Source organism: Pusillimonas noertemannii (assembly GCF_003096595.1).
In the GTDB taxonomy this organism is placed as follows: Bacteria; Pseudomonadota; Gammaproteobacteria; order Burkholderiales; family Burkholderiaceae_B; genus Pusillimonas; species Pusillimonas noertemannii.
In genome coordinates this window covers 570964-591126 of the sequence record NZ_QEKO01000001.1, presented here as the reverse complement: position 1 = coordinate 591126, position 20163 = coordinate 570964, and the positions used below count along the sequence as shown (strand labels likewise).

The following is a 20163-nucleotide window of genomic DNA, read 5'->3' as shown; positions in this document are numbered from 1 at the left end:
AATCAGCCGATGACAAATAGAGGTTGACCGTATTCCACGGGCTCGCCGTTCTCGACCAGGATCTCTTTGATGACGCCCGACTTGTCGGCCTCGATTTCGTTCAGCAGCTTCATGGCCTCGATGATGCACAGGGGCTCGCCCTCTTTGACGGTCTGGCCCACTTCGACAAATGGCGAAGCGCCCGGGTTGGGCGCGCGATAGAAGGTGCCGACCATGGGAGCCTTGACGGCGTGCCCCTGCGGCGCGGCCGGAGCGGCGGGCGCTGCGGGTGCCGCCGCAGCAGCCGCGGGAGCGGCCGGGGCAGGCTCGGGCACGTAGGCGACCGGCTGAGTGGCCGGCGAGAACTTGACGATGCGTACTTTGCCCTCGCCTTCGGTGATTTCCAGTTCGGCAATGCCCGATTCGGCAACCAGGTCAATCAGGGTCTTGAGTTTTCTGAGGTCCATACAGACTTTCCCGTGTCATTCCACCGGGGCCGGCATGGGGCCCGCGGCGAAAGAAGATATTGATAAAAACAAAAACGGCATGCGGCTGCTCAGCTCGCCATCGCGTGAAGCAGGGCGGCTTCGTAGCCAAAAGGGCCCAGGCCCGCGATCACCCCGACGGCCAGCTCGGACAGATAGGAGTGATGGCGAAAGGGCTCTCGCTTGTGAACATTGGATATGTGTACTTCGATGAACGGAATGGCCACCGCGGCCAGGGCATCGCGCAGCGCGATGCTGGTGTGGGTGTACGCCCCGGCATTGATGAGGATGTAGTCGGTGCCGTCGCTGCGCGCAGCGTGGATGCGATCGACCAGCGCGCCTTCGTGGTTGCTTTGAAACGTTGAGCATCTTGCATCATTATCGGCCGCCACCTGCTGAAGGCGGGCGTCGATGTCGGCCAGGGTATGGCGGCCGTATACCTGCGGTTCGCGGGTGCCAAGCAGATTGAGATTGGGGCCGTGCAAGACAAGAATGTTTCGGGCCATGTTGGTTTCGGTCAAGGATCAGAACGTCTTTTTACGCCAAAAGGGGGTGTTTGTCCATGAAATACGTTGTTTTTGCAGCGTTTTACGCTAACAGGCCTTGAATGATTTGCTCGAGTTCGTCGGGCTTGACCTGGCCGAGTATGGTCTGGGCGACACCGCCTTTTGCGTCATACACCACCGTGAACGGCAGGCCTCCGGCACGGTTTCCCATCGAGCGCATGCGCTCGATGCCGCTGTGGCCGACCATGAGCAGCGGATAGCTGACCTGCACTTTTTCGTTGAACTTGCGCACATTGGCGGCGGTGTCGACCGCCAGTCCCAGGAAGTTCACCGCGGGGTATTTCTGATGCAAGGCCTCGAGGTCGGGCATTTCTTTGACGCAGGGCGGACACCAGGTGGCCCAGAAATTGACCACCACGGGTTTGCCCAGCCACTGCTTCATGGGCTGGTCGGCGCCCTCGATGTCGGGAAAGCTGGCGTCGAAGAGGCTGTCGGCCGCCAGGGAAGGCAAGGGCCAGGCCGCGGCAAGACCGGCGCCGGCCAACAGGCCGGCCCGCAATAGGAAGCCACGGCGCTTCATGGCAAGCAGGGGGAAAAGACGTTTTTCATCATGAACAACGATTTTATCATCGCAGCCGGTGACTGCCAGAATCACTACAATACCGCCTGGAGGGATACACATGCATTTACACATCCTGGGCATCTGCGGCACCTTCATGGGCGGCCTGGCGCTCATTGCGAGGGCGGCCGGCCACAAGGTCACCGGCTGCGACGCCGGCGTCTATCCGCCCATGAGCACCCAGCTTCAAGAGCAGGGCATCGAATTGATCGAGGGCTTCTCGGCCGACCAGGTCTCGCTGCGTCCGGACCTTTATGTCGTCGGCAACGTGGTCAGCCGGGGCAACCCGCTGATGGAAGCCATTCTGGACCAGGGCCTGCCGTATACCTCCGGCCCCCAATGGCTGGGCGAGGCAGTTTTACGCACCCAGCATGTCATGGCGGTGGCGGGCACCCACGGCAAGACCAGCACCAGCTCGATGCTGGCCTGGATACTGCGCGAGGCGGGGTTGGCGCCCAATTTCCTGATCGGCGGCATCGCCCCCGGTCTCGAGGTTTCAGCCCGCTACGAGACCGCCGGCAAGCTGTTTGTTATCGAGGCCGACGAATACGACACGGCCTTCTTCGACAAGCGGTCGAAGTTCGTCCATTATCGGCCGCGCACCGCCATACTGAATAACCTCGAATACGATCACGCCGACATCTTCCCCGATCTGCACGCGATCCAGACCCAATTCCACCATCTGGTACGCACCATACCGGCCTCGGGGGCCATTATCCGGCCCAGCAACGACGAAGCCCTGGACGAAGTCTTGCAGCGCGGCTGCTGGACACCCGTGCAAACCTTCGGCCCCGGCGGACACTGGAGCGCCCACGACGTCGACGCCCACCCCGGTCATTTCGAAGTACGCGCCGGCGACCAGGCGGCCGGCATCGTGAGCTGGGGGCTGGGCGGCGAACATAACCGCCTGAATGCATTGGCGGCGCTGGCCGCCGCACGGCAGGCCGGCGTGCAGCCCCAGGCCGGCGTCGAGGCCCTGTCGCGCTTCGGCGGCATCAAGCGCCGCATGGAACTGCGCGGCAAGGTGGGCGACATCGCGGTTTACGACGACTTTGCCCATCACCCCACGGCCATTGCCACCACCCTCGACGGCCTGCGCCGGCAGGTGGGCGGCGCCCGCATCGTGGCGGTGCTCGAACCCCGTTCCAACACCATGAAGCTGGGCGCCATGGCGGCCCGCCTGCCCGGTGCGCTGCAGCAGGCCGACCTGGTGTTCTGCTATGGCGAAACCCAGGGCAAGCATGCGCTGGGCTGGGACCCGGCCCAGGTGCTGGCCCCCCTGGGCGAGCGCGCCCGCGCGCATTCCGACCTGGACGCCATGGTTCGCGCCATCGCCGCCGCGGCCCGGCCGGGCGACCACATACTGGTCATGAGCAACGGCAGCTTCGGCGGCGTCCATCAGAAAATACTCGACCGGCTGGCCCTGCCGGCCCAGGCAGGCGCATGATCCTCTACCTGCACGGATTCCGGTCTTCACCCTCGTCGGCCAAGGCGCGCATGATGGCCGACGCCCTGAAGGAACGAGGGCAGCTCGGTGCATGGCACTGTCCGCAGCTGCCCGCCAGCCCGGCGCAGGCCATGGCGCTGTGCGAAGCGCTCATCGAACGGCATCTTGACAGCGCCGCCAACGAACCCCTGACAGTCATCGGCTCGTCCCTGGGAGGTTATTATGCAACTTGCCTGGCCGAAAAACGGCTCTGCCGCGCGGTCGTTCTGAACCCGGTCGTTCATGCGGCGCGCGACCTGGCCACCCAGGTGGGCGAGCATACGCAATACCACAGCGAAGAACCTTTCGTCTTTCTGCCCGAATACGTCGACGAACTGGCTCGCATGGCAGTCGGGCGCCCCGCCGACCCCCAGCGCTATTTCCTGCTGGCGGCCACCGGCGACGAGGTCCTGGACTGGCGCGAGATGGCGCAGTGGTATGCGGGCAGCCACGGCCGCATCATCCAGGGCAGCGACCATGGCATATCGGATTTCGAACAATGGCTGCCCGAAGTACTGGGGTTCGTGCTCGAACCCCGGCTGCATTCCTAGGGCCGTTCAATAACCATCCGGGCCGCCTTCCCATTTACCCTGGTGCCCTAGGCACCGCATCGATCGATCTATGTACGTCCTCTACGAAGACAGCGGAAACTTCAAAGCCGAGAAGATCTTCTCCGAAAGCGACTCCACCCTGCAGGTGGAGGCCGCCTCGGGCAAGCGCAGCAAAATAAAGAAAGCCAACGTGCTGTTTTCCTTCGATCAGCCCGAGCCCGCCGGCCTGCTCGAACAGGCCGGCGAGCTTGCGGCAAGCCTGGAAATCGACTTTCTATGGGAGTGCGCGCCCCAGGAAGAGCTCGACGCCTGCGAGTTCGCACGGGAATACTTCGGCCACCCGCCCAACGCGGTCGAAAAAACGGCGCTGATCTTCGCGCTGAACAGCGCCCCGGCCTATTTTCATCGCCGGGGCAAGGGCCGCTACCGGCCCGCTCCGCCGGACATTCTCCAGGCCGCCCTGGCGGCCATAGAGAAAAAGCGCCTGCAGGCGGAACAGCAGCAACAGTGGACCGACCAGATGGTGGCCGGCCAGTTGCCCGAACCCATCGCCGAAGTGGCCAAATCGCTGTTGACGCGCCCGGACAAGAACACGCAGCAATGGAAGGCATTCGAAGCCGCCTGCGAGCAAACCGGAAGCAGCCCCGAGCAGTTGCTGCTGCGGCTGGGCGCATGGCCCCATCCGCTCGCCCTGCATCGCCATCGCTTCCTGGCCCAGAATTTTCCCAAGGGCACCGGCTTTCCCGACGTCGAACTGCCGGCGCCCGACTGGGAACTGCCCTTTGCCGACGTGGAAGCCTATTCGGTGGATGACGCCTCGACCATAGAAGTCGACGATGCCTTGTCCGTCCAGCCGATTTCGGACGAGGTGGTGCGCATCGGCGTACACATCGCCGCCCCCGGGCTGGCCATCACGCGCGGCGGCCCGCTGGACGACATTGCGCGCTCGCGCATGTCGACGGTGTACGTGCCCGGCGAGAAGATACCCATGCTTCCACAGAGCCTGATCCAGCGCTTTTCGCTGGATGCCGGCGCGCCGCGTCCCGCGCTGTCGCTCTATGTGCAGGCCAATCTGAACACCGGCGAGATACTTGAATCGGAAACCCGGGTAGAGATGGTGCAGGTACGCGAGAACCTGCGCCTGAACACGCTTGAGCCGCTGGTTACCGAAGAGGCGCTGGACGACCCGCAGGCCGAACTGCCGTATGGCCACTGGCTGCGCCCCTTGTGGCGCATGGCCAAGGCGCTGGGCGCGCAGCGCGACGCGGTGCGGGGCAAAACCGAGAACAACAACCGCGTCGAATACTCGTTCCAGCTGGAAGGCCAGCCCGACGACCCGGACAGCATCGTGCACATCGTGCCGCGCCGCCGCAATGCCCCGCTCGACCGCGTGGTTGCCGAGTACATGATTCTGGCGAATAATCTGTGGGGCGGCCTGCTGGCCCAGCACGGCGTACCGGGCATCTACCGGTCCCAGCAGGCGGGGCGTGTGCGCATGTCCACCCAGGCCCTGCCGCACGAAGCCATCGGCGTTCCGCAGTACATCTGGTCCACATCGCCGCTGCGCCGCTACGTCGACCTGATCAACCAGGGCCAGATACTGGCGGCCGCGCAGCATGGTGTGTCGGCCCGCCTCGTGGCGCCGTTCAAACCCAAGGAGGCCGACCTGTTCGCGATCATCGGGGCTTTCGACTCGCAGTATGCGCTGTGGAACGACTACCAGAACGACATGGAGCGCTACTGGTGCCTGCGCTGGCTGCAGCAGCACGACGTCAAGCGGGTGCAGGGCCAGGTGTTGCGCGACGACCTGGTGCGGCTCGAAGGCGTGCCGCTGGTCACGCGGGTGGCCGGCATGCCCGAGTTCGAGCGCGGACAGCCGGTCGAGCTGGAAATATCGGGCTTCGACGAGCTTGCCCTTGAGCTGCAATGCCGTTACCTGGGTACGGCGGCTTCCTGAACCATACCAGCCTGAAGCGCCATGAAAACCGCGACCGGCCCCCTTCTGATCTGGATGCTGATATCGCGCCCCCATGCGCGGGGCGGCTATCTGCCGCTGGCGCTGGTGCTTTCCATCTGCGTTCATGCGGCTCTGCTCGCCCTGCGCCTGCACGGCCCGCCGCCGGCCACGGCGCGTTCGGACAGCCTGCTTGAAGTCACGCTGGTCAACGCCCGTACCGAAACCGCCCCGGCCCGGCCCCAGGTGCTTGCCCAGCAGCAAATCAACGCCGGCGGCGATGGCGGGCAAAAAATCGCCTCTTCGCCCCTGCCGCGCACGGCGGCCGATTCGCCCGACCAGATCGTGCTGGAAGCGCTGCGCAAGCGGCAGGCGCAGCTTGAATCAGAGCAGGAAAGGCTTTACGCCCAGCTGCAGGCCAGCCAGGCCGTGCCCGAGGCGCGCAGGCGGCCCGACCTGCTGCAGCAATCCGATGAACCCGGAGAAGACGCCCTGCTGCGGGAAAGCCTGGTGCTCAATGCCCGCATCAGCGCCATCAAGGAACAGATAGAGCACTATAACGCCCAGCCGCGCCAGCGCTTCGTGGGGCCCGCCGCCCAAGAGGCCGACTACGCCCAGTACGTCGAGGTGTGGCGCCAGCGCATAGAACTGCTGGGCACCGAACACTATCCGGCCGAGGCGCGCGGCCGGGTCTACGGCAAGCTTCAGCTGACCGTCTACATCAAGAGCAACGGCGACCTGCTGCGCATCGAGATCGACCAGCCCTCCGAGCACGCGGTGCTGAACCTGGCCGCGCAGCGCATCGTGCAGCTGGCTGCGCCCTTCGCCCCGCTGCCCGATGCAATTGCCCGCCGGACCGACGTGCTGGCCATTACCCGTACCTGGCATTTCACCCATAACCGACTGTCCACGGAATCTCCATGAACGACTCAGCCTTTCCGCGACGCTTCGCCGTAGTCGGCAACCCGGTCAAGCACAGCCGGTCGCCGGCCATCCACGAGCAGTTCGGACGCCAGACCGGCATCCGCCTGCACTATGGATTGCTCGAAAGCCCCCTGGACGCCTTCGCCCGCAGCGTAAGCGGCTTCTTCGCCGAAGGCGGGCGCGGCCTGAACGTAACCGTGCCGTTCAAGGAAGAGGCCCATGCCCTGTGCGGCGACAATCTCTCCGAGCGCGCGCGGCTGGCGGGCGCCGTCAACACCCTGTGGATGCATGAAGGCCGGCTGCGAGGCTGCAATACCGACGGCGTGGGCCTGCTGGCGGACATCGCCCGGCAGGGAGTCGACGCGGCCGGCAAGCGCGTGCTGCTGATCGGCGCCGGCGGCGCGGCCAAGGGTGCCCTGCTTCCCCTGCTGGAGGCAGGCTGTGAAGCGCTTCGCATCGTCAACCGCAACGCCGGGCGGGCACAGGGCCTGAAGATTCATCTGGACACCCACATGGCCGGGCTGGCCGCCAAGGTATCGGCCGGCGGCCTGGATCAGGCCCAGGGGGAATGGGACATCGTCGTCAACGCCACGTCCAGCAGCCTGGCGGGCCAAGCGCCGGCCATCTCCGGCGTAGCCTATGCGCCCGGCGGCCTGGCCTACGACATGATGTACGGCCCCCGGCCCACGCCCTTCCTGCTGCAGGCCCAGGCCGCCGGCGCGGACCGTGTGGCCGACGGCCTGGGCATGCTGGTCGAACAAGCCGCCGAGGCCTTCTTCATCTGGAACGGCGTGCGGCCCGACACCGCCCCCGTGCTGGCGCAATTGCGTGCCCAGATGGCGGGACACTGACCTCATGGCGCGGCGGATATCCAAGCTCAAGGTCGCGGCCGCCGCCCTGCTGCTGGCGCTGTTCGCGTTTCTGCTGTACCAGTTCGGGCTTTTCGTGATGGTGGTCTGGCTGACTTTCCATGACCCCGGCAGCAGCGCCTTCATGAAGGCGACCCGGGCAGAGCTGCGGCGCGAAAACCCGGACGCCGTCATTCATTACCAATGGGTGCCCTACGACCGCATCAGCAAGAATCTCAAGCGCGCCGTCATCGCCTCTGAAGACGCCAATTTCGTCGCCCACGACGGTGTTGAATGGGAGGCCATCAAGAAGGCCTGGGAATACAACATGCGCCAGGCTGAAAAAGGCGGCGACCGCATGCGCGGCGGGTCGACCATTACCCAGCAGCTCGCCAAGAACCTTTTCCTGTCGGGCGACCGCTCGTACTGGCGCAAGGCCCAGGAGCTGCTGCTTACCTATATGATCGAGGCGGTGATGAGCAAAGAGCGCATCCTGGAGCTGTATCTGAACCTGGCCCAATGGGGCGAAAATGTCTTCGGCGCCGAGGCGGCCGCGGCGCAGTACTACCGGGGCAACGCGGCGCAGCTCAGCAGCGCCCAGGCCGCCAGGCTGGCGGCAATGCTGCCCAATCCGGCGTACTATGACAAGCGCGGCGACACATCGTACCTGCGCTCGCGCACTGCCACCATCCAAAGCCGCATGCGCCATGTCGAGGCTCCCTGAGCCCCGCGGCGCCCAACCGTGCAGGCGCCCGATGTGGCGCCCAGCATTTGTTAAGCTTTCATGATCCGTCCGATGGCGGGTTCCCAATGAGTCGTGAGTAGTTGCCCATGCGTACCGCCCGCCGTTATCTAGCCCGTGAAATCTATCGCTCCTGTGCAGTCGTGCTGCTGGCGCTGGTGGGCCTGTTCACCTTCTTCGCCCTTATCGAAGACCTCGACAACGTCGGCTCCAAGTTCACCCTGCTGAACCTGTTCTACCTGCAGGCGCTGCAGCTTCCGACACGGCTGTACGAGCTGCTGCCCATAGGCCTGCTGATCGGCGCCATCCTGGCGCTTGCCAGCCTGGCCCAGCGCAACGAGCTGGTCATCTTGCGCGTTTCGGGGGTCAGCGGCATCAAGCTTCTTGCCATGCTCTGGATCATCACCTTCCCTTGGGTCATCGGCGCCTTCGTCCTGTCCGAAGTGGTAACGCCCGCGGCCGAGATCAAGTACAGCGAAGCCAATCTGTCGCTGCTGGGCCGCGCCGGCGGCGGCCGGCTGAACAGCGGCTACTGGTTCAAGGAAGAAGGCTCCAGCGGCGGCAACCGCATCATCAACATCTCCGAGCTCAAGGCCAACGGCGGCGTCAGCGACGTCACGGTCTACGAGTTCCGTGCAGACCAAGAACTGGCTCGGCTGTCGCGCGCCAAAGACGGCCACTTCGAACAAGGCATGCTGGTGCTGACCGATGTAACCGAGACCCACGTCGACGACAACGCGCTGATGGCGCTGGCCGATGCGAAGGCACCCACCACACCCCTGACCAAGATGCTCCATGTCGAGAAACGCGAACTGGCCACCACCCTGACCTCTGAACGCCTGATCGCCCGCATCCTGACGCCCGAGCGCATGTCCATCTCGGTGCTGCTCGACTACATCGACTACCTCTCGAGCAACCACCTGCAGACCGAACGCCAGATCGTCGCCTTGTGGCGCAAGCTCGCCTATCCCTTCACCCTGTTCGTCATGATCACCATCGCCGCCCCGATCGGCTTCATGCAGACACGGCGGGGGGGGGTCGGCGGCAAGGTCTTCATCGGCATCCTGCTGGGCGTGGGCTTTTTCATGATCAACCAGTTGGCGCTGAACGTAGGCATGCTGGGCAAATGGCCGCCCTGGGTCACGGCCCTGGTGCCCAATCTGGCGGCTCTGGTCCTGGCCTTCGGCGGCCTCATCCTGATGGAGAACCAGCACAACGCGCGGCGCGTGGCGCAGGCGCGCTGGCCCTGGAGAAAGGCCGCCACATGAGCCATCGCGACATCTGGATGGTGGGCGACCTGCAGGGCTGCTGCCGCTCGCTGGAAACGCTCATGCGGCATCCCGACATTACCGCCGGCGACGATCCGCGCTTCTGGTTCGCGGGCGACCTCGTCAACCGGGGCCCCGACTCGCTGCGTACCCTGCGCAGCGTCATTGCCCTGGGCGACCGCGCCGTTTCGGTGCTGGGCAACCACGACCTGCACCTGCTCGGCATCGCCGCGGGCCTGCGCAAGGTGGGCAAGTCCGACACCTTCGATGAAATCCTGAACGCGCCCGACGCCGAAGCACTGCTCGACTGGATACGGCATTGCCCCCTGGCGCACTACGAGCACGGCCACCTGATGGTCCATGCGGGCGTGCTGCCCCAATGGAGCGTGGCCGACACGCTCGAGCTGGCCGCCGAAGTGCAGAAAGACCTGCGCGCACCCGACTGGCGCCAGCGGCTGCAAACCATGTACGGCAACGAACCCTCTCAATGGCGCGATGATCTCGACCAGGAAGGCCGCCGCCGCATCGTCATCAACGCGCTGACTCGTCTGCGCATGTGCGATGCGCAGGGCCGCATGGAATTCCGCCACAAGCTGGCGCCCACCGAGCAAGACTGGAACGACTCGGGACTGCTGCCCTGGTACGACGCCCCGGGGCGCCGCACACGGGACGAAGCCACCATCGTGTTCGGCCACTGGTCGACCCTGGGCTTGCTGATGCGTCCCGACGTCATATGCCTGGACACCGGCTGCGTATGGGGCCGCAGCCTGACGGCTGTGCGGCTTGGCGATCGCAAGGTGGTTCAGGTCGACTGCACCGACCAGGCCGGCGCCGACTGCTGACTACAGGGCGCGGCAGGGCAATGGCGCCCTATGGGTTCGTGGAACCACTTGTGGCCTAGGTTTCGGACCGGGAAGCCGGGGCGAGCCGCACGGCATCGCCGATAGCCTGCTCGGCCTGGCGCGCCACCTGGTTGCGGCCCAGCACCTGGCATTGCTCTGGGCTGATCGCGGGCAGGAACTCGACCTCGACCGATACGCCGGTGGCGCCCAGCAGGGTCCACAGATTGGCCACCAGCGTTTCTTCGCCGACGAACGCCGCGAAGTCGCTGCGGCGGCCATGATGCATGAAGCGCAGGGCCACGGGCTGTATGTCGACCTGGCCGCGTATGGCCGGATCGAACAGGCTGGAATGGAAAGGCAGCACGTCGAACCCCGAAGAGGTGGTGCCTTCGGCGAACAGGCCGATGACTTCGCCGCGCCGGAAGCGCGACTGCATTTCTTCGCCCACCTGGCGGATGGACTGCCTTTGCCCGCGCTGCAGGAACACCGCACCCACCTTGGCCACCAGCCACCCGACCACCGGCCAGGAGCGGATCTCGCTTTTGGCGACGAAGAACACGCTGCGTATGCCCGCAAGGATGAAGATGTCGATCCAGGATACGTGGTTCGCCACCCACAGGGCCGCGCCGGGCATGCGGGGCTCGCCCATGACCTTCACCCGCACGCCGCATATGCGCACGATGGCGCTCGACCAGCCTTGGTTCATGCGGCCCCGCATCGAAGGCGAAACCAGGGGATAGATCGTGGCAACCGACAAAAGGCTGGATACCAGCCACACCAGGACGAAGGGCAGCCGCAGCAGGACAAGCAGAAAACTCAAGATGGGACTCTCTGTTCCGACGTGTTTGTAGTTAGGGCGTAATGATATTACCTTTCGGCAATGCGTCGAAATATCGCTGCAGGATGATGGCCGCGGCCATGGCGTCGTCGGCGTCGTGGTTGCCCAGCGCAAGCTGGGCTTCGACGCTGGAGCCGCGCTCGTCGACGAGCTCGGCCGTGACGCCGAAGCGGCCATGCAACTGATTGGCAAAGCGGCGGCAGCGCAGCGAGTGGTACTGCTCGGACCCGTCGCTGGCCAGTGGAAGGCCGACGACCACGCGATCGGGCCGCCATTCTTCCAGCAGCGCGGCAAGGGCCGCGAAGCGCTGTTCACGTGTAACCGGGGAAAGTATCTTAAGGGGCCTGGCCTGGCGGGTAAGGGTGTTGCCCACCGCAACACCGATTTTTTTCAGCCCGTAGTCGAAAGCCAGCAGGGTTTCTTCAGGCATGGCCCGCGTCGCCCGCCAGCATGGCGGAGCTGATGCCCAGGATGCCCAGGGCCGCTTCGTAGCGCTCTTCGGGCGGGACGCTGAAGAGGATGTCGTTGGACGCCGTGACGTTGAGCCAGGCGTTCTGGGCCATTTCGCTTTCGAGCTGCCCGGCGCCCCAGCCGGCATAACCCAGGGTGACGAGCAATTGCTTGGGGCCGCGGCCCTCGGCGACCTCTTGGAGCACGTCGCGCGAGGTGGTCAGGGCCAGTTCGCCCAGGGGGATGCTGGAGTTGTACTCGCCGATGGGTGCGTGCAGCACGAAGCCTCGGTCGGTCTGGACCGGCCCGCCGAAGAACACAGGGGTATCCTGGACAGGCCCGATCTCGAGCGAGAGGTCGAGGTCGATGCGCTGCAGCAGATTGCCCACGGTAAGGTCGGTGGGACGGTTCACCACCAGGCCCAGGGCGCCATGGTTGGTGTGTTCGCATACATAGATGACGGTGTTGGCCAGGTTGCCGCTGACCATGCCGGGCATGGCAAGCAGGAACTGCCGCGATAGGTCGACGATCGGTCCGGTACCTGAATCTTTGCTAGCTGACATGGTATTGCCTCCTGTCTGCGGAAACCGCCGTTTCAATAAGCTTACACCTCGACGAGCTCGAAGTCTTCTTTGCGGGCGCCGCATTCGGGGCAGACCCAGTTTGGAGGCACGTCTTCCCATCGTGTGCCCGGAGCAATGCCTTCTTCAGGCACGCCGGCTTCTTCGTCGTAGATCCAACCACATATAAGGCACATCCAGGTACGCATGTTCGTTACTCTCAGAAAAAATTGGAGGCCTGGAAGCAGCGAAATTCTCGACCGCATCGTCAGCGCTTCCATTAGAATGGGGTCAATCTTACTAAACGCAATAGCTTTCCACTTTGATCCAGGCCAAAGTTTCCTAACAATTCCCCAAAACCGCTCCAAGTCCGTGCAACACCCCGATCCCACCCTGGTTCTCTTTCTCGGCCCCTTCGATCCAAGCGGGTCGAGCAATCTGCCGGCCGACGCGGTCACCTGCGCCAGGCTCGGCGGCCATGCGCTAAGCGTGGTCACGGCCGTGCATGTCCAGGACACCGCCAGCATCGAAGACATTTGCGCCATGACGCCCGAGTTCATCGACGACCAGGCGCGCTGCCTGCTCGAAGACATGAATGTGCAGGCCATCAAGGCCGGGCCGCTGTACAGCACCGACGCGGTGCGCGTGCTGGCGCAGATTGCGGCCGACTACAGCCAGCTTCCCCTCGTGCTGCAGTTGGGAACACCCTTGGAAACCGGTTCGGCCGACGACAGCGACGCCGAAGAAGTGCTGGCGGCCGTCTTCGAGCTGCTGCTGCCGCAGGCCGACCTGGTGGTGGCCGAACACGGTCTGCTGGCCCATTGGCACAACGACGGCCTGCTGCCCACCATCGAAAACGGCACCCCCGCCCTGGCGCTGCGCCAGTTCGGCGCCCAGTGGGTGCTTACCACCGGCACGCCCATCCGGCCCGGACAAGGCGCCCACCTGCTGCAAGGGCCCGAACAAGCCACCTTCAACTGGCTGTGGCAGCCCCCCAGCACGCGGCTCAGCGACAGCGACGGCCCGCTCGCCTGCGCGGCAACGCTCGAGCTTGCCCGCGGGCTGCCCATGCCCCAGGCCGTCGAGAACGCGCTCAAGAAGGCCGCCCACCTGGCCGCATCCACCTTCCAGCCCGGCATGGGCTACCGCATCATCGACCGGTCCATCCATGAGTAAGCCCCGCGCCACACGCTTTCCTCGCGGCCTGTACGGCATAACGCCCGACTGGCAAGACACCGGCCGCCTGCTGCAGGCGGTTGAACAGGCCGCAAAAGGCGGAATGACCGCATTGCAGTGGCGGCGCAAATCGGGCGACGAGGCAGCCCGGCTTGCCCAGGCCGCCAGCCTGCGCGACCTTTGCCGCTCGCTGGGCGTCGTCTTCATCGTGAACGACAGCGTGGAAACCGCCCTGCGTCTGGACGCCGACGGCGTGCATCTGGGACGCGACGACGGCCCACTGGATGTCGCTCGCCAGGCCCTGGGCCCGGCGCGCATACTGGGCGCCTCGTGCTACAACCAGCCCGGGCTCGCCGCGCAGGCCCTGCAAGACGACGTCGACTATGTCGCCTTTGGCGCGGTGTATTCATCGCAGGTCAAGCCCGATGCGGTGCATGCCACCTTCGATCACATCCGTGAAGGGCGCAAGCTGGCCATGCAGTCCGGCGCGCCCGATGCGCCGCGCGCGGCCGTGGTGGCCATCGGGGGCATCACCGCCGACAATGCAGGGCCGGTAATCGAGGCGGGTGCGGACAGCCTGGCCATCATCAGCGGCCTGTTCGAAGCGCCCGACATCCAGGCGGCGGCCGCGCGCTGCAGCGCGCTGTTCAAGGCCGGCTGAAGGCAGCGCCTTCAAGCTTCGGTCCGCAGGGCTGAAAGCCGTCCCGTTTATCCAGACCTTTATCGATACTGCGGCATCCCATGCTGCGGGTCGGGGCTTGGTATGCTTATGGCTTTGGTGCGGCGGGCCATGTCCGGCCACGTCGCGACCGCATTTTTTCTGATCCGGATCCTCCATCATGCCCCGTAACGCTTCTTTATTCGAACGCGCCTGCCAGACCATTCCGGGCGGCGTCAACTCGCCAGTGCGGGCATTCCGCTCGGTGGGCGGCGTGCCCCGCTTCGTCAAGCGGGCCCAGGGCCCCTATATCTGGGACGCCGAAGACCACCGCTACATCGACTACGTCGGCTCGTGGGGCCCCGCCATCCTGGGCCACGCCCATCCCGACATTGTGCGCGTCGTGCAGGAAACCGCCGTCAACGGCCTGTCGTTCGGCGCGCCCACCGAGGGCGAGATCGAGATCGCCGAAGCCATTGCCGCGCGCATTCCGTCCATCGAGAAGGTACGCCTGGTCAGCTCGGGCACCGAGGCCACCATGTCGGCAATACGATTGGCGCGCGGTGTTACCGGCCGGCCCAAGATCGTCAAGTTCGAGGGTTGCTACCATGGCCACGCCGACAGCCTGCTGGTCAAGGCGGGCTCGGGCATGCTTACCTTCGGCAACCCCACTTCGGCGGGGGTGCCGCCGGAATTCATCCAGCATACGCTGGTGCTTGACTACAACCGGCTCGAAGCGGTCGAGGCGGCGTTCAAGGAATTCGGCAGCGAGATCGCCTGCATCATCGTCGAACCCATTGCCGGCAACATGAACCTGGTCAAGCCGGTGCCAGGCTTCCTCGAAGGCCTGCGCCGCCTTTGCACCGAATACGGCGCACTGCTGATATTCGATGAGGTCATGACCGGCTTTCGCGCGGGGCCGCAGGGTGTACAGGGGCTAGCGGGGGTTGCGCCCGACATCACGACGCTGGCCAAGGTGATCGGCGGCGGCATGCCGGTGGGCGCCTTCGGCGGCCGCGCCGACATCATGGAACACATTGCACCGCTGGGGCCGGTCTACCAGGCCGGCACGCTGTCGGGCAATCCGGTGGCCGTGGCCGCGGGGCTTGCAACGCTGCGGCTGCTGTCCGAAGAAGGCTTCTACGACCGGCTCTCGGCCCAGACGGCGAAGCTGGCCCACGGCCTGGCGGAACGCGCGCGCGCGGCCAAGGTGCCGTTCAGCGCGGACTCTGTGGGGGGGATGTTCGGCATCTATTTCCGCGAGGGTGTTCCCACGACGTTTGAGGAAGTGTCGGAATCGGATGTGGAGCGCTTCAAGAAGTTCTTCCACGCCATGCTGATACGGGGCGTGTATCTTGCGCCTTCGGCGTTCGAGGCGGGCTTTGTGTCGTCGACGCATGACGATGCGGTGATACAGGCTACGTTGGATGCGGCTGAAGAGGCGTTTGCGGCGCTTTAGAGGTGTTTCTGCCGCCCCGTTGCACGGGCTTTGGCCAGCCACCAGTTCCCTGCTTCGAAAGCGCGACACCGCTTGGTTTCTCCGGGCGCAGGACGATGCATTGCGGCTTGACGTGGGATTCTTGCTTGGCGTGAGGATTCTATGGTGTTCTTAAACGCCGCCGAAGGCGGGGGGAGCTGGGCCGGGCGGTCGGGCGGTTTGTGGCAGCGCCCTCCAACGCCCGGCCCAGCTCCCCCCGCCTCCGACGGCTGAGATTCGGGACGACACACAGAACGGCGTTCTATTGCTGAATGTCGGCTTGTGCCCTGTGCCCTATAGCCCTGTGCTCTGCGCTGTTGCCCTGTGGATTTCCTGCCCTACTGATTCGCTGCTCTCCTGTGAAATACAGAGTATCGACAGACCTGGCAGGCCGCAGCCGCGAGCCGTCGTGGGCGATGCTGTTCAGGACGGGCGTTGGAGGGCGCTGCCACAAACCGCCCGACCGCCCGGCCTGAACAGCATCGCCCACGACGGCGCTTAAGGACACAATCCAACAGCACTTAAGAACACAGGGCAAATCCCAACAAAGCCCTGACATCCTCCATTCGCCTTACGCCAAAAAAGAAAAGAGCCCACGAAGACATGCCTTCGTGGGCTCTTGCTTTGAATGGCCTCGACACCGCATGAGGCCAGGATGCGCCGTTTACTGCGCCGGGGGCACCACCGCCGTGACTTCGATCTCGACCTTGGCGCGGTCTTCGACCAGGTCGGCCACCTCGACCGCCGTCATGGCGGGGAAGTTGCGGCCGATGATTTCGCGATACTGCTGTCCGATCTCGCGCAGCGAGGCCACGTATTCTTTTTTATCGACTACGTACCAGGTCATGCGGGTGATGTGCTCGGGGCCGGCGCCGCCCTCTTTAAGGATGGCCACGATGTTGCGCAGGGCCTGGCCGACCTGTTCGGCCAGGTCGTCGGACTCGAACTGCTGCTGGGCGTTCCATGCAATCTGTCCGCCGACGAAGATGATGCGGCTGCCAACCGTCAGTTCGTTCATGACGCCGTTGGCGTACCCTTTCGGCGGAGCCCAGTCGGATGGTTGCAGAATCTTCATTCATTCCTCTCGTTAAAAAGAAAAAGCTATTTCTGTCGCAGGACGAAACGCTGGAGCTTGCCGGTTTCGGTGCGAGGCAGGGACGCGACGAACTCGATGGCGCGCGGGTATTTGTAAGGGGCGATCTGGGCCTTGGCGTGGTCTTGCAGCTGCTTGACCATGGCGTCGTCGGCATTGAAGCCGGGCTTGAGCACCACATAGGCCTTGACGATGTTGCCGCGCTCGTCGTCGGGCACGCCGATGACGCCGCATTCGGCCACCGCCTCGTGGGCAAGCAGCGCGTCTTCGACCTCGGGGCCGGCGATGTTGTAGCCGGCCGATATGATCATGTCGTCGTTGCGCGCCTGGTAGAAGAAATAACCGTCGTCGTCTTGCATGAAGGTGTCGCCCGGCAGGTTCCAGCCCTGCTGCACGAACACGCGCTGGCGCTCATCGTCGAGGTAGCGGCAGCCGGTGGGGCCCTTGACCACCAGGCGGCCCACGGTGCCATTGGGCACGGGCTGCAGGTTGTCGTCGACTACCTGGGCCACATAGCCGGGCACGACGGTTCCGATGGCGCCGCGGCGCACGTCTTCGGGGGCGCTGGCCACAAAGACGTGGATCATCTCGGTGCCGCCGATGCCGTCGATCATTTCGATGCCGCTGGCCTGCTTCCACAGCTGGCGCGTGGCGTCGGGCAGCGCCTCGCCAGCCGACACGGTTTTCTTGAGGGACGACAGGTCGTACTTGGAGACGCGCTCGGCCATCTGGCGGTAGAAGGTGGGCGCGGTGAAGGTCATGGTGACGCCGAAGTCTTGCACGGTGGCAAGCAGCATGTCGGGCGTAAGCTTTTCGCACAGCACGGTAGAGCCGGCCACCCTTAGCGGGAAGCACAGCAGGCCGCCCAGGCCGAAGGTAAAGGCCAGCGGCGGGGTGCCGCACACGACCTCGTCGGGGGTCATGCGCAATACATGCTTCGAGAAGGTGTCGCACATGGCCAGCACGTCGCGATGGAAGTGCATGCAGCCCTTGGGCTTGCCGGTGGTGCCGCTGGTGAAGGCGATGAGGCAGACGTCGTCGATCGCGGTGTCGCAAGGCGTGAACTCGGCCGGCTTGCCTTTGGCGATGCTGTCGAGCGAATCAGGGCCGTCGTCGTGGAAATACAGGGCTTGCTTGAGGTCGGCGCAGTATGCCGGGTGCGAGGCCTCGAAGCAGTGCTCGAGTTCTTCGGACAGGCGCTTGTCGCACAAGACCGCCGAAATGCGTGCCTTCTCGATAATGGGCTTGAGCTCTACGGCGCGCAGCAGCGGCATGGTCGGCACGACCACCATGCCGGCCTTGACGACTGCCAGCCACGAGGCGGCCATCATGACGTTGTTGGGGCCACGCAGCAGCACCCGGTTGCCGGGCTCCAGCTTCATGTCTTCGGTCAGGACATGGGCGATGCGATTGGTCAGCTCGGCCAATTCACGATAGCTCATGCTGCGTTTTTCACCGCCTTCGTCGCGCCAGCGCAAGGCGATGCGGTCGCCGTCGCCACGGGCGACGTGGGCGTCGACGAGCTCGACGACGCAGTTCAGGCGCGCAGGATAGACGACGTCGGGGTTGCCTTCGAGCAGAAACTCGGGCCATTCCGATTCAGGCGGAAGGTGGTCTCTGGCGAAGGTGTCTATGTGGGCAGAGCGTTCCATTGTTTGTCTCCAGGTTGATCGGCCGGGGGTCAGTCTTGCTTGAGCAGTTCCCGGGCTATGATGAGACGCTGCACTTCGGTGGCGCCCTCATAGATGCGCAAAGCGCGTATTTCTCGATAAAGTTTTTCGACCGGCACGCCGGACATCACGCCCAGGCCGCCGAACATCTGCAGCGCCCGGTCGATTACCCTCTGGGCCGACTCGGTGGCCGCCATCTTGGCCATCGCGGCCTCGCGGGTGGTGCGCACGCCCTTCACGTCGCGCATCCACGCGGCGCGATAGGTAAGCAAGGCCGCGGCGTCGATCTCGGTGGCCATGTCGCCCAGTGCCGCCTGGGTAATCTGCAGGTCGGCCAGGGTCTGGCCGAACATGCGCCGCGACCGGGCGCGGTCAAGGCCTTCTTGCAGGGCGCGGCGGGCAAAGCCCAGCGCCGCCGCCGCCACCGAGGCGCGAAAGATGTCGAGGGTCATCATGGCGATCTTGAACCCCTGCCCCGCCTCGCCCAGCCGCTGCGATACAGGCACGCGGCACTGGTTGAAACGCAGCCGGGCCAGGGGATGCGGCGCAATGACGTCGATGCGCTCGGCGATTTCGAGCCCCGGCGTGTCGGCGTCGACCACGAAGGCCGAGATGCCGCGCGCCCCCGGCGCCTCGCCGGTGCGCACGAAGACGCAATAGAAATCGGCGATGCCGCCGTTGGATATCCAGGTTTTTTCGCCATTGAGCACATAGCTGTCGCCGTCGAGCACGGCTTCGCAGGCCATGGCCGCAACGTCGGAGCCGGCGTCGGGCTCGGACAGCGCAAACGCCGCGATGGCGTCGCCCGATGCCACCCGGGGCAGGTAGCGCTGGCGCAGCTCGTCGCTGCCGGCGATGGAAATGGCGCCGCTGCCCAGGCCCTGCATGGCGAAGGCGAAATCGGCCAGGCCGTCGTGCCGGGCCAGGGTCTCGCGCATGATGCACAGGGCGCGGGAATCGATCTGCGGCCAGCGTCCGCCCCATGAGCCATCGGGGCCCTGGGGCACGGCCACGCGCAGCCAGCCGGCCTGACCCAATGCCTTGACCAGGTGCCGGCAGGCGGTGTCGGTGTCGGAATGGTCGACCTCGGCCAGGGCCTTTTGGCACCAGGCGTCGAGCTCGTGCGCCATCTGGGGATGGCGCTCGTCGAAGAATGGCCAGTCGAGCCAGGAGGTATCGCTCATCAATCGCCCTCGAAAACGGGTTTTTGCTTGGCCACGAAGGCTTCGTAGGCGCGGCGGAAGTCTTGGGTCTGCATGCAGATGGCCTGGGCCTGGGCCTCGGCCTCGATGGCTTCGTCGACACCCATGCTCCATTCCTGGTGCATGGCCTTCTTGGTCATGCCGTGGGCGAAGGTGGGGCCGGCGGCAATGCGGCCGGCCAGCGTCTGCGCGGCTTCGAGCACTTGTTCAGACGGATGCAGCGCATTGAAGAAGCCCCAGGCCAGTCCCTCGTCAGCGGACATGGCACGGCCGGTGTAGAAAAGCTCGGCCGCGCGGCCCTGGCCGATGATGCGCGGCAGGATGGCGCAGGCGCCCATGTCGCAGCCCGCCAGGCCCACCCGCGCGAACAGGAAGGCGGTACGGGTTTCGGGGCTGCCCAGGCGCAGGTCGGAGGCCATGGCAAGAATGGCGCCGGCCCCGGCGCATACGCCATCGACGGCGGCCACGATGGGTTGGGGGCAGTTGCGCATGGCCTTGACGAGGTCGCCTGTCATGCGCGTGAACTCGAGCAACTGGGGCATGCCCATTTTGGTCAGGGGCCCGATGATCTCGTGCACGTCGCCGCCCGAGCAGAAGTTGCCGCCCGAGCCCGTGACGACGACCGTTTTGATGTCGCTGGCGTAGTTCAGGCTGCGGAACAGGTCGCGCAGTTCGGCGTAGGAATCGAAGGTGAGCGGATTCTTGCGCTCGGGACGATTCAGCGTAATGGTGGCCACCTTGCCGTCGTCGGAAACCGACCACAGGAAGTGCTTGGCCTGGTAGCCCGCCAGGGGACCGGTATGGTGCGCCATGGTGTGCTCTGTGTTTTCCATTA

The 20163-nt window shown here is 65.0% G+C and carries 22 protein-coding genes; 11 read left to right on the top strand and 11 right to left on the bottom strand.

The window, feature by feature from the left end; translation table 11 throughout:
• Positions 1 to 2: 2 nt before the first annotated feature.
• From accB to C7440_RS02750, 3 genes are all read right to left on the bottom strand, one after another.
• Positions 3 to 446, bottom strand: coding sequence for an acetyl-CoA carboxylase biotin carboxyl carrier protein (gene accB / locus C7440_RS02760; protein ID WP_017525726.1), 444 nt, complete (start codon positions 444 to 446; stop codon positions 3 to 5).
• Between the two features lie 89 nt (positions 447 to 535).
• The gene (aroQ, locus tag C7440_RS02755) at positions 536 to 970 is read right to left on the bottom strand and encodes a type II 3-dehydroquinate dehydratase (protein WP_026068200.1); all 435 of its coding nucleotides are present in this window, start codon (positions 968 to 970) and stop codon (positions 536 to 538) included.
• Between the two features lie 82 nt (positions 971 to 1052).
• On the bottom strand, positions 1053 to 1550 hold the full coding sequence (locus C7440_RS02750) for a TlpA family protein disulfide reductase (RefSeq protein WP_026068199.1): 498 nt from the start codon (positions 1548 to 1550) through the stop codon (positions 1053 to 1055).
• A 100-nt stretch (positions 1551 to 1650) separates the two neighbouring features.
• Between C7440_RS02750 and mpl the strand changes: the two genes are divergently transcribed.
• The 8 genes from mpl to C7440_RS02710 all read left to right on the top strand — a co-directional run bounded on the left by mpl (position 1651) and on the right by C7440_RS02710 (position 10204).
• Positions 1651 to 3036, top strand: a complete 1386-nt coding sequence (gene mpl, locus C7440_RS02745; protein WP_116517388.1) for a UDP-N-acetylmuramate:L-alanyl-gamma-D-glutamyl-meso-diaminopimelate ligase — start codon at positions 1651 to 1653, stop codon at positions 3034 to 3036.
• Positions 3033 to 3626, top strand: a complete 594-nt coding sequence (locus C7440_RS02740; RefSeq protein ID WP_116517387.1) for a YqiA/YcfP family alpha/beta fold hydrolase — start codon at positions 3033 to 3035, stop codon at positions 3624 to 3626. The genes mpl and C7440_RS02740 overlap by 4 nt, the downstream gene beginning before the upstream one ends.
• 70 nt (positions 3627 to 3696) lie before the next feature.
• Positions 3697 to 5583: a ribonuclease catalytic domain-containing protein gene (locus C7440_RS02735; RefSeq protein ID WP_116517386.1), complete on the top strand. Its 1887-nt coding sequence runs from the start codon at positions 3697 to 3699 to the stop codon at positions 5581 to 5583.
• A 21-nt stretch (positions 5584 to 5604) separates the two neighbouring features.
• Positions 5605 to 6504, top strand: coding sequence for an energy transducer TonB (locus C7440_RS02730; RefSeq protein ID WP_017525720.1), 900 nt, complete (start codon positions 5605 to 5607; stop codon positions 6502 to 6504).
• Complete coding sequence (gene aroE / locus C7440_RS02725) at positions 6501 to 7355, top strand: shikimate dehydrogenase (protein ID WP_017525719.1); 855 nt, start codon at positions 6501 to 6503, stop codon at positions 7353 to 7355. Before C7440_RS02730 ends, aroE begins: the two co-directional genes overlap by 4 nt.
• A 4-nt stretch (positions 7356 to 7359) precedes the next feature.
• Positions 7360 to 8076 (top strand): monofunctional biosynthetic peptidoglycan transglycosylase, encoded by a 717-nt coding sequence (mtgA, locus tag C7440_RS02720; protein WP_116517385.1) that lies wholly within the window; start codon positions 7360 to 7362, stop codon positions 8074 to 8076.
• A gap of 107 nt (positions 8077 to 8183) precedes the next feature.
• Positions 8184 to 9362 (top strand): LPS export ABC transporter permease LptG, encoded by a 1179-nt coding sequence (gene lptG / locus C7440_RS02715; protein WP_116517384.1) that lies wholly within the window; start codon positions 8184 to 8186, stop codon positions 9360 to 9362.
• The gene (locus tag C7440_RS02710; RefSeq protein ID WP_116517383.1) at positions 9359 to 10204 is read left to right on the top strand and encodes a symmetrical bis(5'-nucleosyl)-tetraphosphatase; all 846 of its coding nucleotides are present in this window, start codon (positions 9359 to 9361) and stop codon (positions 10202 to 10204) included. Before lptG ends, C7440_RS02710 begins: the two co-directional genes overlap by 4 nt.
• A gap of 55 nt (positions 10205 to 10259) precedes the next feature.
• Here C7440_RS02710 and C7440_RS02705 read toward each other — a convergent pair whose 3' ends face one another.
• The 4 genes from C7440_RS02705 to C7440_RS02690 are packed head-to-tail and all read right to left on the bottom strand — an operon-like array spanning position 10260 to position 12261.
• The gene (locus C7440_RS02705) at positions 10260 to 11024 is read right to left on the bottom strand and encodes a lysophospholipid acyltransferase family protein (RefSeq protein WP_116517382.1); all 765 of its coding nucleotides are present in this window, start codon (positions 11022 to 11024) and stop codon (positions 10260 to 10262) included.
• A 31-nt stretch (positions 11025 to 11055) separates the two neighbouring features.
• Positions 11056 to 11472, bottom strand: a complete 417-nt coding sequence (ruvX, locus tag C7440_RS02700) for a Holliday junction resolvase RuvX (protein WP_017525714.1) — start codon at positions 11470 to 11472, stop codon at positions 11056 to 11058.
• A complete protein-coding gene (locus C7440_RS02695; RefSeq protein WP_116517381.1) occupies positions 11465 to 12055 on the bottom strand; it encodes a YqgE/AlgH family protein in 591 nt (196 codons plus the stop codon). The genes ruvX and C7440_RS02695 overlap by 8 nt, the downstream gene beginning before the upstream one ends.
• Before the next feature lie 41 nt (positions 12056 to 12096).
• Positions 12097 to 12261 (bottom strand): rubredoxin, encoded by a 165-nt coding sequence (locus tag C7440_RS02690; protein WP_026068197.1) that lies wholly within the window; start codon positions 12259 to 12261, stop codon positions 12097 to 12099.
• Between the two features lie 163 nt (positions 12262 to 12424).
• Here C7440_RS02690 and thiD point away from each other — a divergent pair, with 163 nt between their 5' ends.
• From thiD to hemL, 3 genes are all read left to right on the top strand, one after another.
• Complete coding sequence (gene thiD, locus C7440_RS02685) at positions 12425 to 13228, top strand: bifunctional hydroxymethylpyrimidine kinase/phosphomethylpyrimidine kinase (RefSeq protein WP_116517380.1); 804 nt, start codon at positions 12425 to 12427, stop codon at positions 13226 to 13228.
• Positions 13221 to 13889, top strand: coding sequence for a thiamine phosphate synthase (gene thiE, locus C7440_RS02680; RefSeq protein WP_116517379.1), 669 nt, complete (start codon positions 13221 to 13223; stop codon positions 13887 to 13889). The genes thiD and thiE overlap by 8 nt, the downstream gene beginning before the upstream one ends.
• A gap of 178 nt (positions 13890 to 14067) precedes the next feature.
• Positions 14068 to 15345: a glutamate-1-semialdehyde 2,1-aminomutase gene (hemL, locus tag C7440_RS02675; protein WP_116517378.1), complete on the top strand. Its 1278-nt coding sequence runs from the start codon at positions 14068 to 14070 to the stop codon at positions 15343 to 15345.
• 682 nt (positions 15346 to 16027) lie between these two features.
• Here the strand turns inward: hemL and C7440_RS02670 are convergent.
• The 4 genes from C7440_RS02670 to C7440_RS02655 are packed head-to-tail and all read right to left on the bottom strand — an operon-like array spanning position 16028 to position 20161.
• Entirely contained in the window at positions 16028 to 16438 is a 411-nt protein-coding gene (locus C7440_RS02670) for a RidA family protein (RefSeq protein ID WP_017525708.1), read from the bottom strand.
• Positions 16439 to 16464: 26 nt separating this feature from the next.
• Entirely contained in the window at positions 16465 to 18108 is a 1644-nt protein-coding gene (locus tag C7440_RS02665; protein ID WP_116517377.1) for an AMP-binding protein, read from the bottom strand.
• Positions 18109 to 18137: 29 nt separating this feature from the next.
• The gene (locus tag C7440_RS02660) at positions 18138 to 19310 is read right to left on the bottom strand and encodes an acyl-CoA dehydrogenase family protein (RefSeq protein WP_116517376.1); all 1173 of its coding nucleotides are present in this window, start codon (positions 19308 to 19310) and stop codon (positions 18138 to 18140) included.
• Positions 19310 to 20161: an enoyl-CoA hydratase family protein gene (locus C7440_RS02655; RefSeq protein WP_116517375.1), complete on the bottom strand. Its 852-nt coding sequence runs from the start codon at positions 20159 to 20161 to the stop codon at positions 19310 to 19312. Before C7440_RS02655 ends, C7440_RS02660 begins: the two co-directional genes overlap by 1 nt.
• Positions 20162 to 20163 lie beyond the last annotated feature (2 nt).

What these genes read in the sequence shown, in the direction of transcription:
- accB (WP_017525726.1), bottom strand. Translation starts at nt 446, where the DNA reads ATGGACCTCAGAAAACTCAAGACCCTGATTGACCTGGTTGCCGAATCG.
- aroQ (WP_026068200.1), bottom strand. Translation starts at nt 970, where the DNA reads ATGGCCCGAAACATTCTTGTCTTGCACGGCCCCAATCTCAATCTGCTT.
- C7440_RS02750 (WP_026068199.1), bottom strand. Translation starts at nt 1,550, where the DNA reads ATGAAGCGCCGTGGCTTCCTATTGCGGGCCGGCCTGTTGGCCGGCGCC.
- mpl (WP_116517388.1), top strand. Translation starts at nt 1,651, where the DNA reads ATGCATTTACACATCCTGGGCATCTGCGGCACCTTCATGGGCGGCCTG.
- C7440_RS02740 (WP_116517387.1), top strand. Translation starts at nt 3,033, where the DNA reads ATGATCCTCTACCTGCACGGATTCCGGTCTTCACCCTCGTCGGCCAAG.
- C7440_RS02735 (WP_116517386.1), top strand. Translation starts at nt 3,697, where the DNA reads ATGTACGTCCTCTACGAAGACAGCGGAAACTTCAAAGCCGAGAAGATC.
- C7440_RS02730 (WP_017525720.1), top strand. Translation starts at nt 5,605, where the DNA reads ATGAAAACCGCGACCGGCCCCCTTCTGATCTGGATGCTGATATCGCGC.
- aroE (WP_017525719.1), top strand. Translation starts at nt 6,501, where the DNA reads ATGAACGACTCAGCCTTTCCGCGACGCTTCGCCGTAGTCGGCAACCCG.
- mtgA (WP_116517385.1), top strand. Translation starts at nt 7,360, where the DNA reads ATGGCGCGGCGGATATCCAAGCTCAAGGTCGCGGCCGCCGCCCTGCTG.
- lptG (WP_116517384.1), top strand. Translation starts at nt 8,184, where the DNA reads ATGCGTACCGCCCGCCGTTATCTAGCCCGTGAAATCTATCGCTCCTGT.
- C7440_RS02710 (WP_116517383.1), top strand. Translation starts at nt 9,359, where the DNA reads ATGAGCCATCGCGACATCTGGATGGTGGGCGACCTGCAGGGCTGCTGC.
- ruvX (WP_017525714.1), bottom strand. Translation starts at nt 11,472, where the DNA reads ATGCCTGAAGAAACCCTGCTGGCTTTCGACTACGGGCTGAAAAAAATC.
- C7440_RS02695 (WP_116517381.1), bottom strand. Translation starts at nt 12,055, where the DNA reads ATGTCAGCTAGCAAAGATTCAGGTACCGGACCGATCGTCGACCTATCG.
- C7440_RS02690 (WP_026068197.1), bottom strand. Translation starts at nt 12,261, where the DNA reads ATGCGTACCTGGATGTGCCTTATATGTGGTTGGATCTACGACGAAGAA.
- thiE (WP_116517379.1), top strand. Translation starts at nt 13,221, where the DNA reads ATGAGTAAGCCCCGCGCCACACGCTTTCCTCGCGGCCTGTACGGCATA.
- hemL (WP_116517378.1), top strand. Translation starts at nt 14,068, where the DNA reads ATGCCCCGTAACGCTTCTTTATTCGAACGCGCCTGCCAGACCATTCCG.
- C7440_RS02670 (WP_017525708.1), bottom strand. Translation starts at nt 16,438, where the DNA reads ATGAAGATTCTGCAACCATCCGACTGGGCTCCGCCGAAAGGGTACGCC.
- C7440_RS02665 (WP_116517377.1), bottom strand. Translation starts at nt 18,108, where the DNA reads ATGGAACGCTCTGCCCACATAGACACCTTCGCCAGAGACCACCTTCCG.
- C7440_RS02660 (WP_116517376.1), bottom strand. Translation starts at nt 19,310, where the DNA reads ATGAGCGATACCTCCTGGCTCGACTGGCCATTCTTCGACGAGCGCCAT.
- C7440_RS02655 (WP_116517375.1), bottom strand. Translation starts at nt 20,161, where the DNA reads ATGGAAAACACAGAGCACACCATGGCGCACCATACCGGTCCCCTGGCG.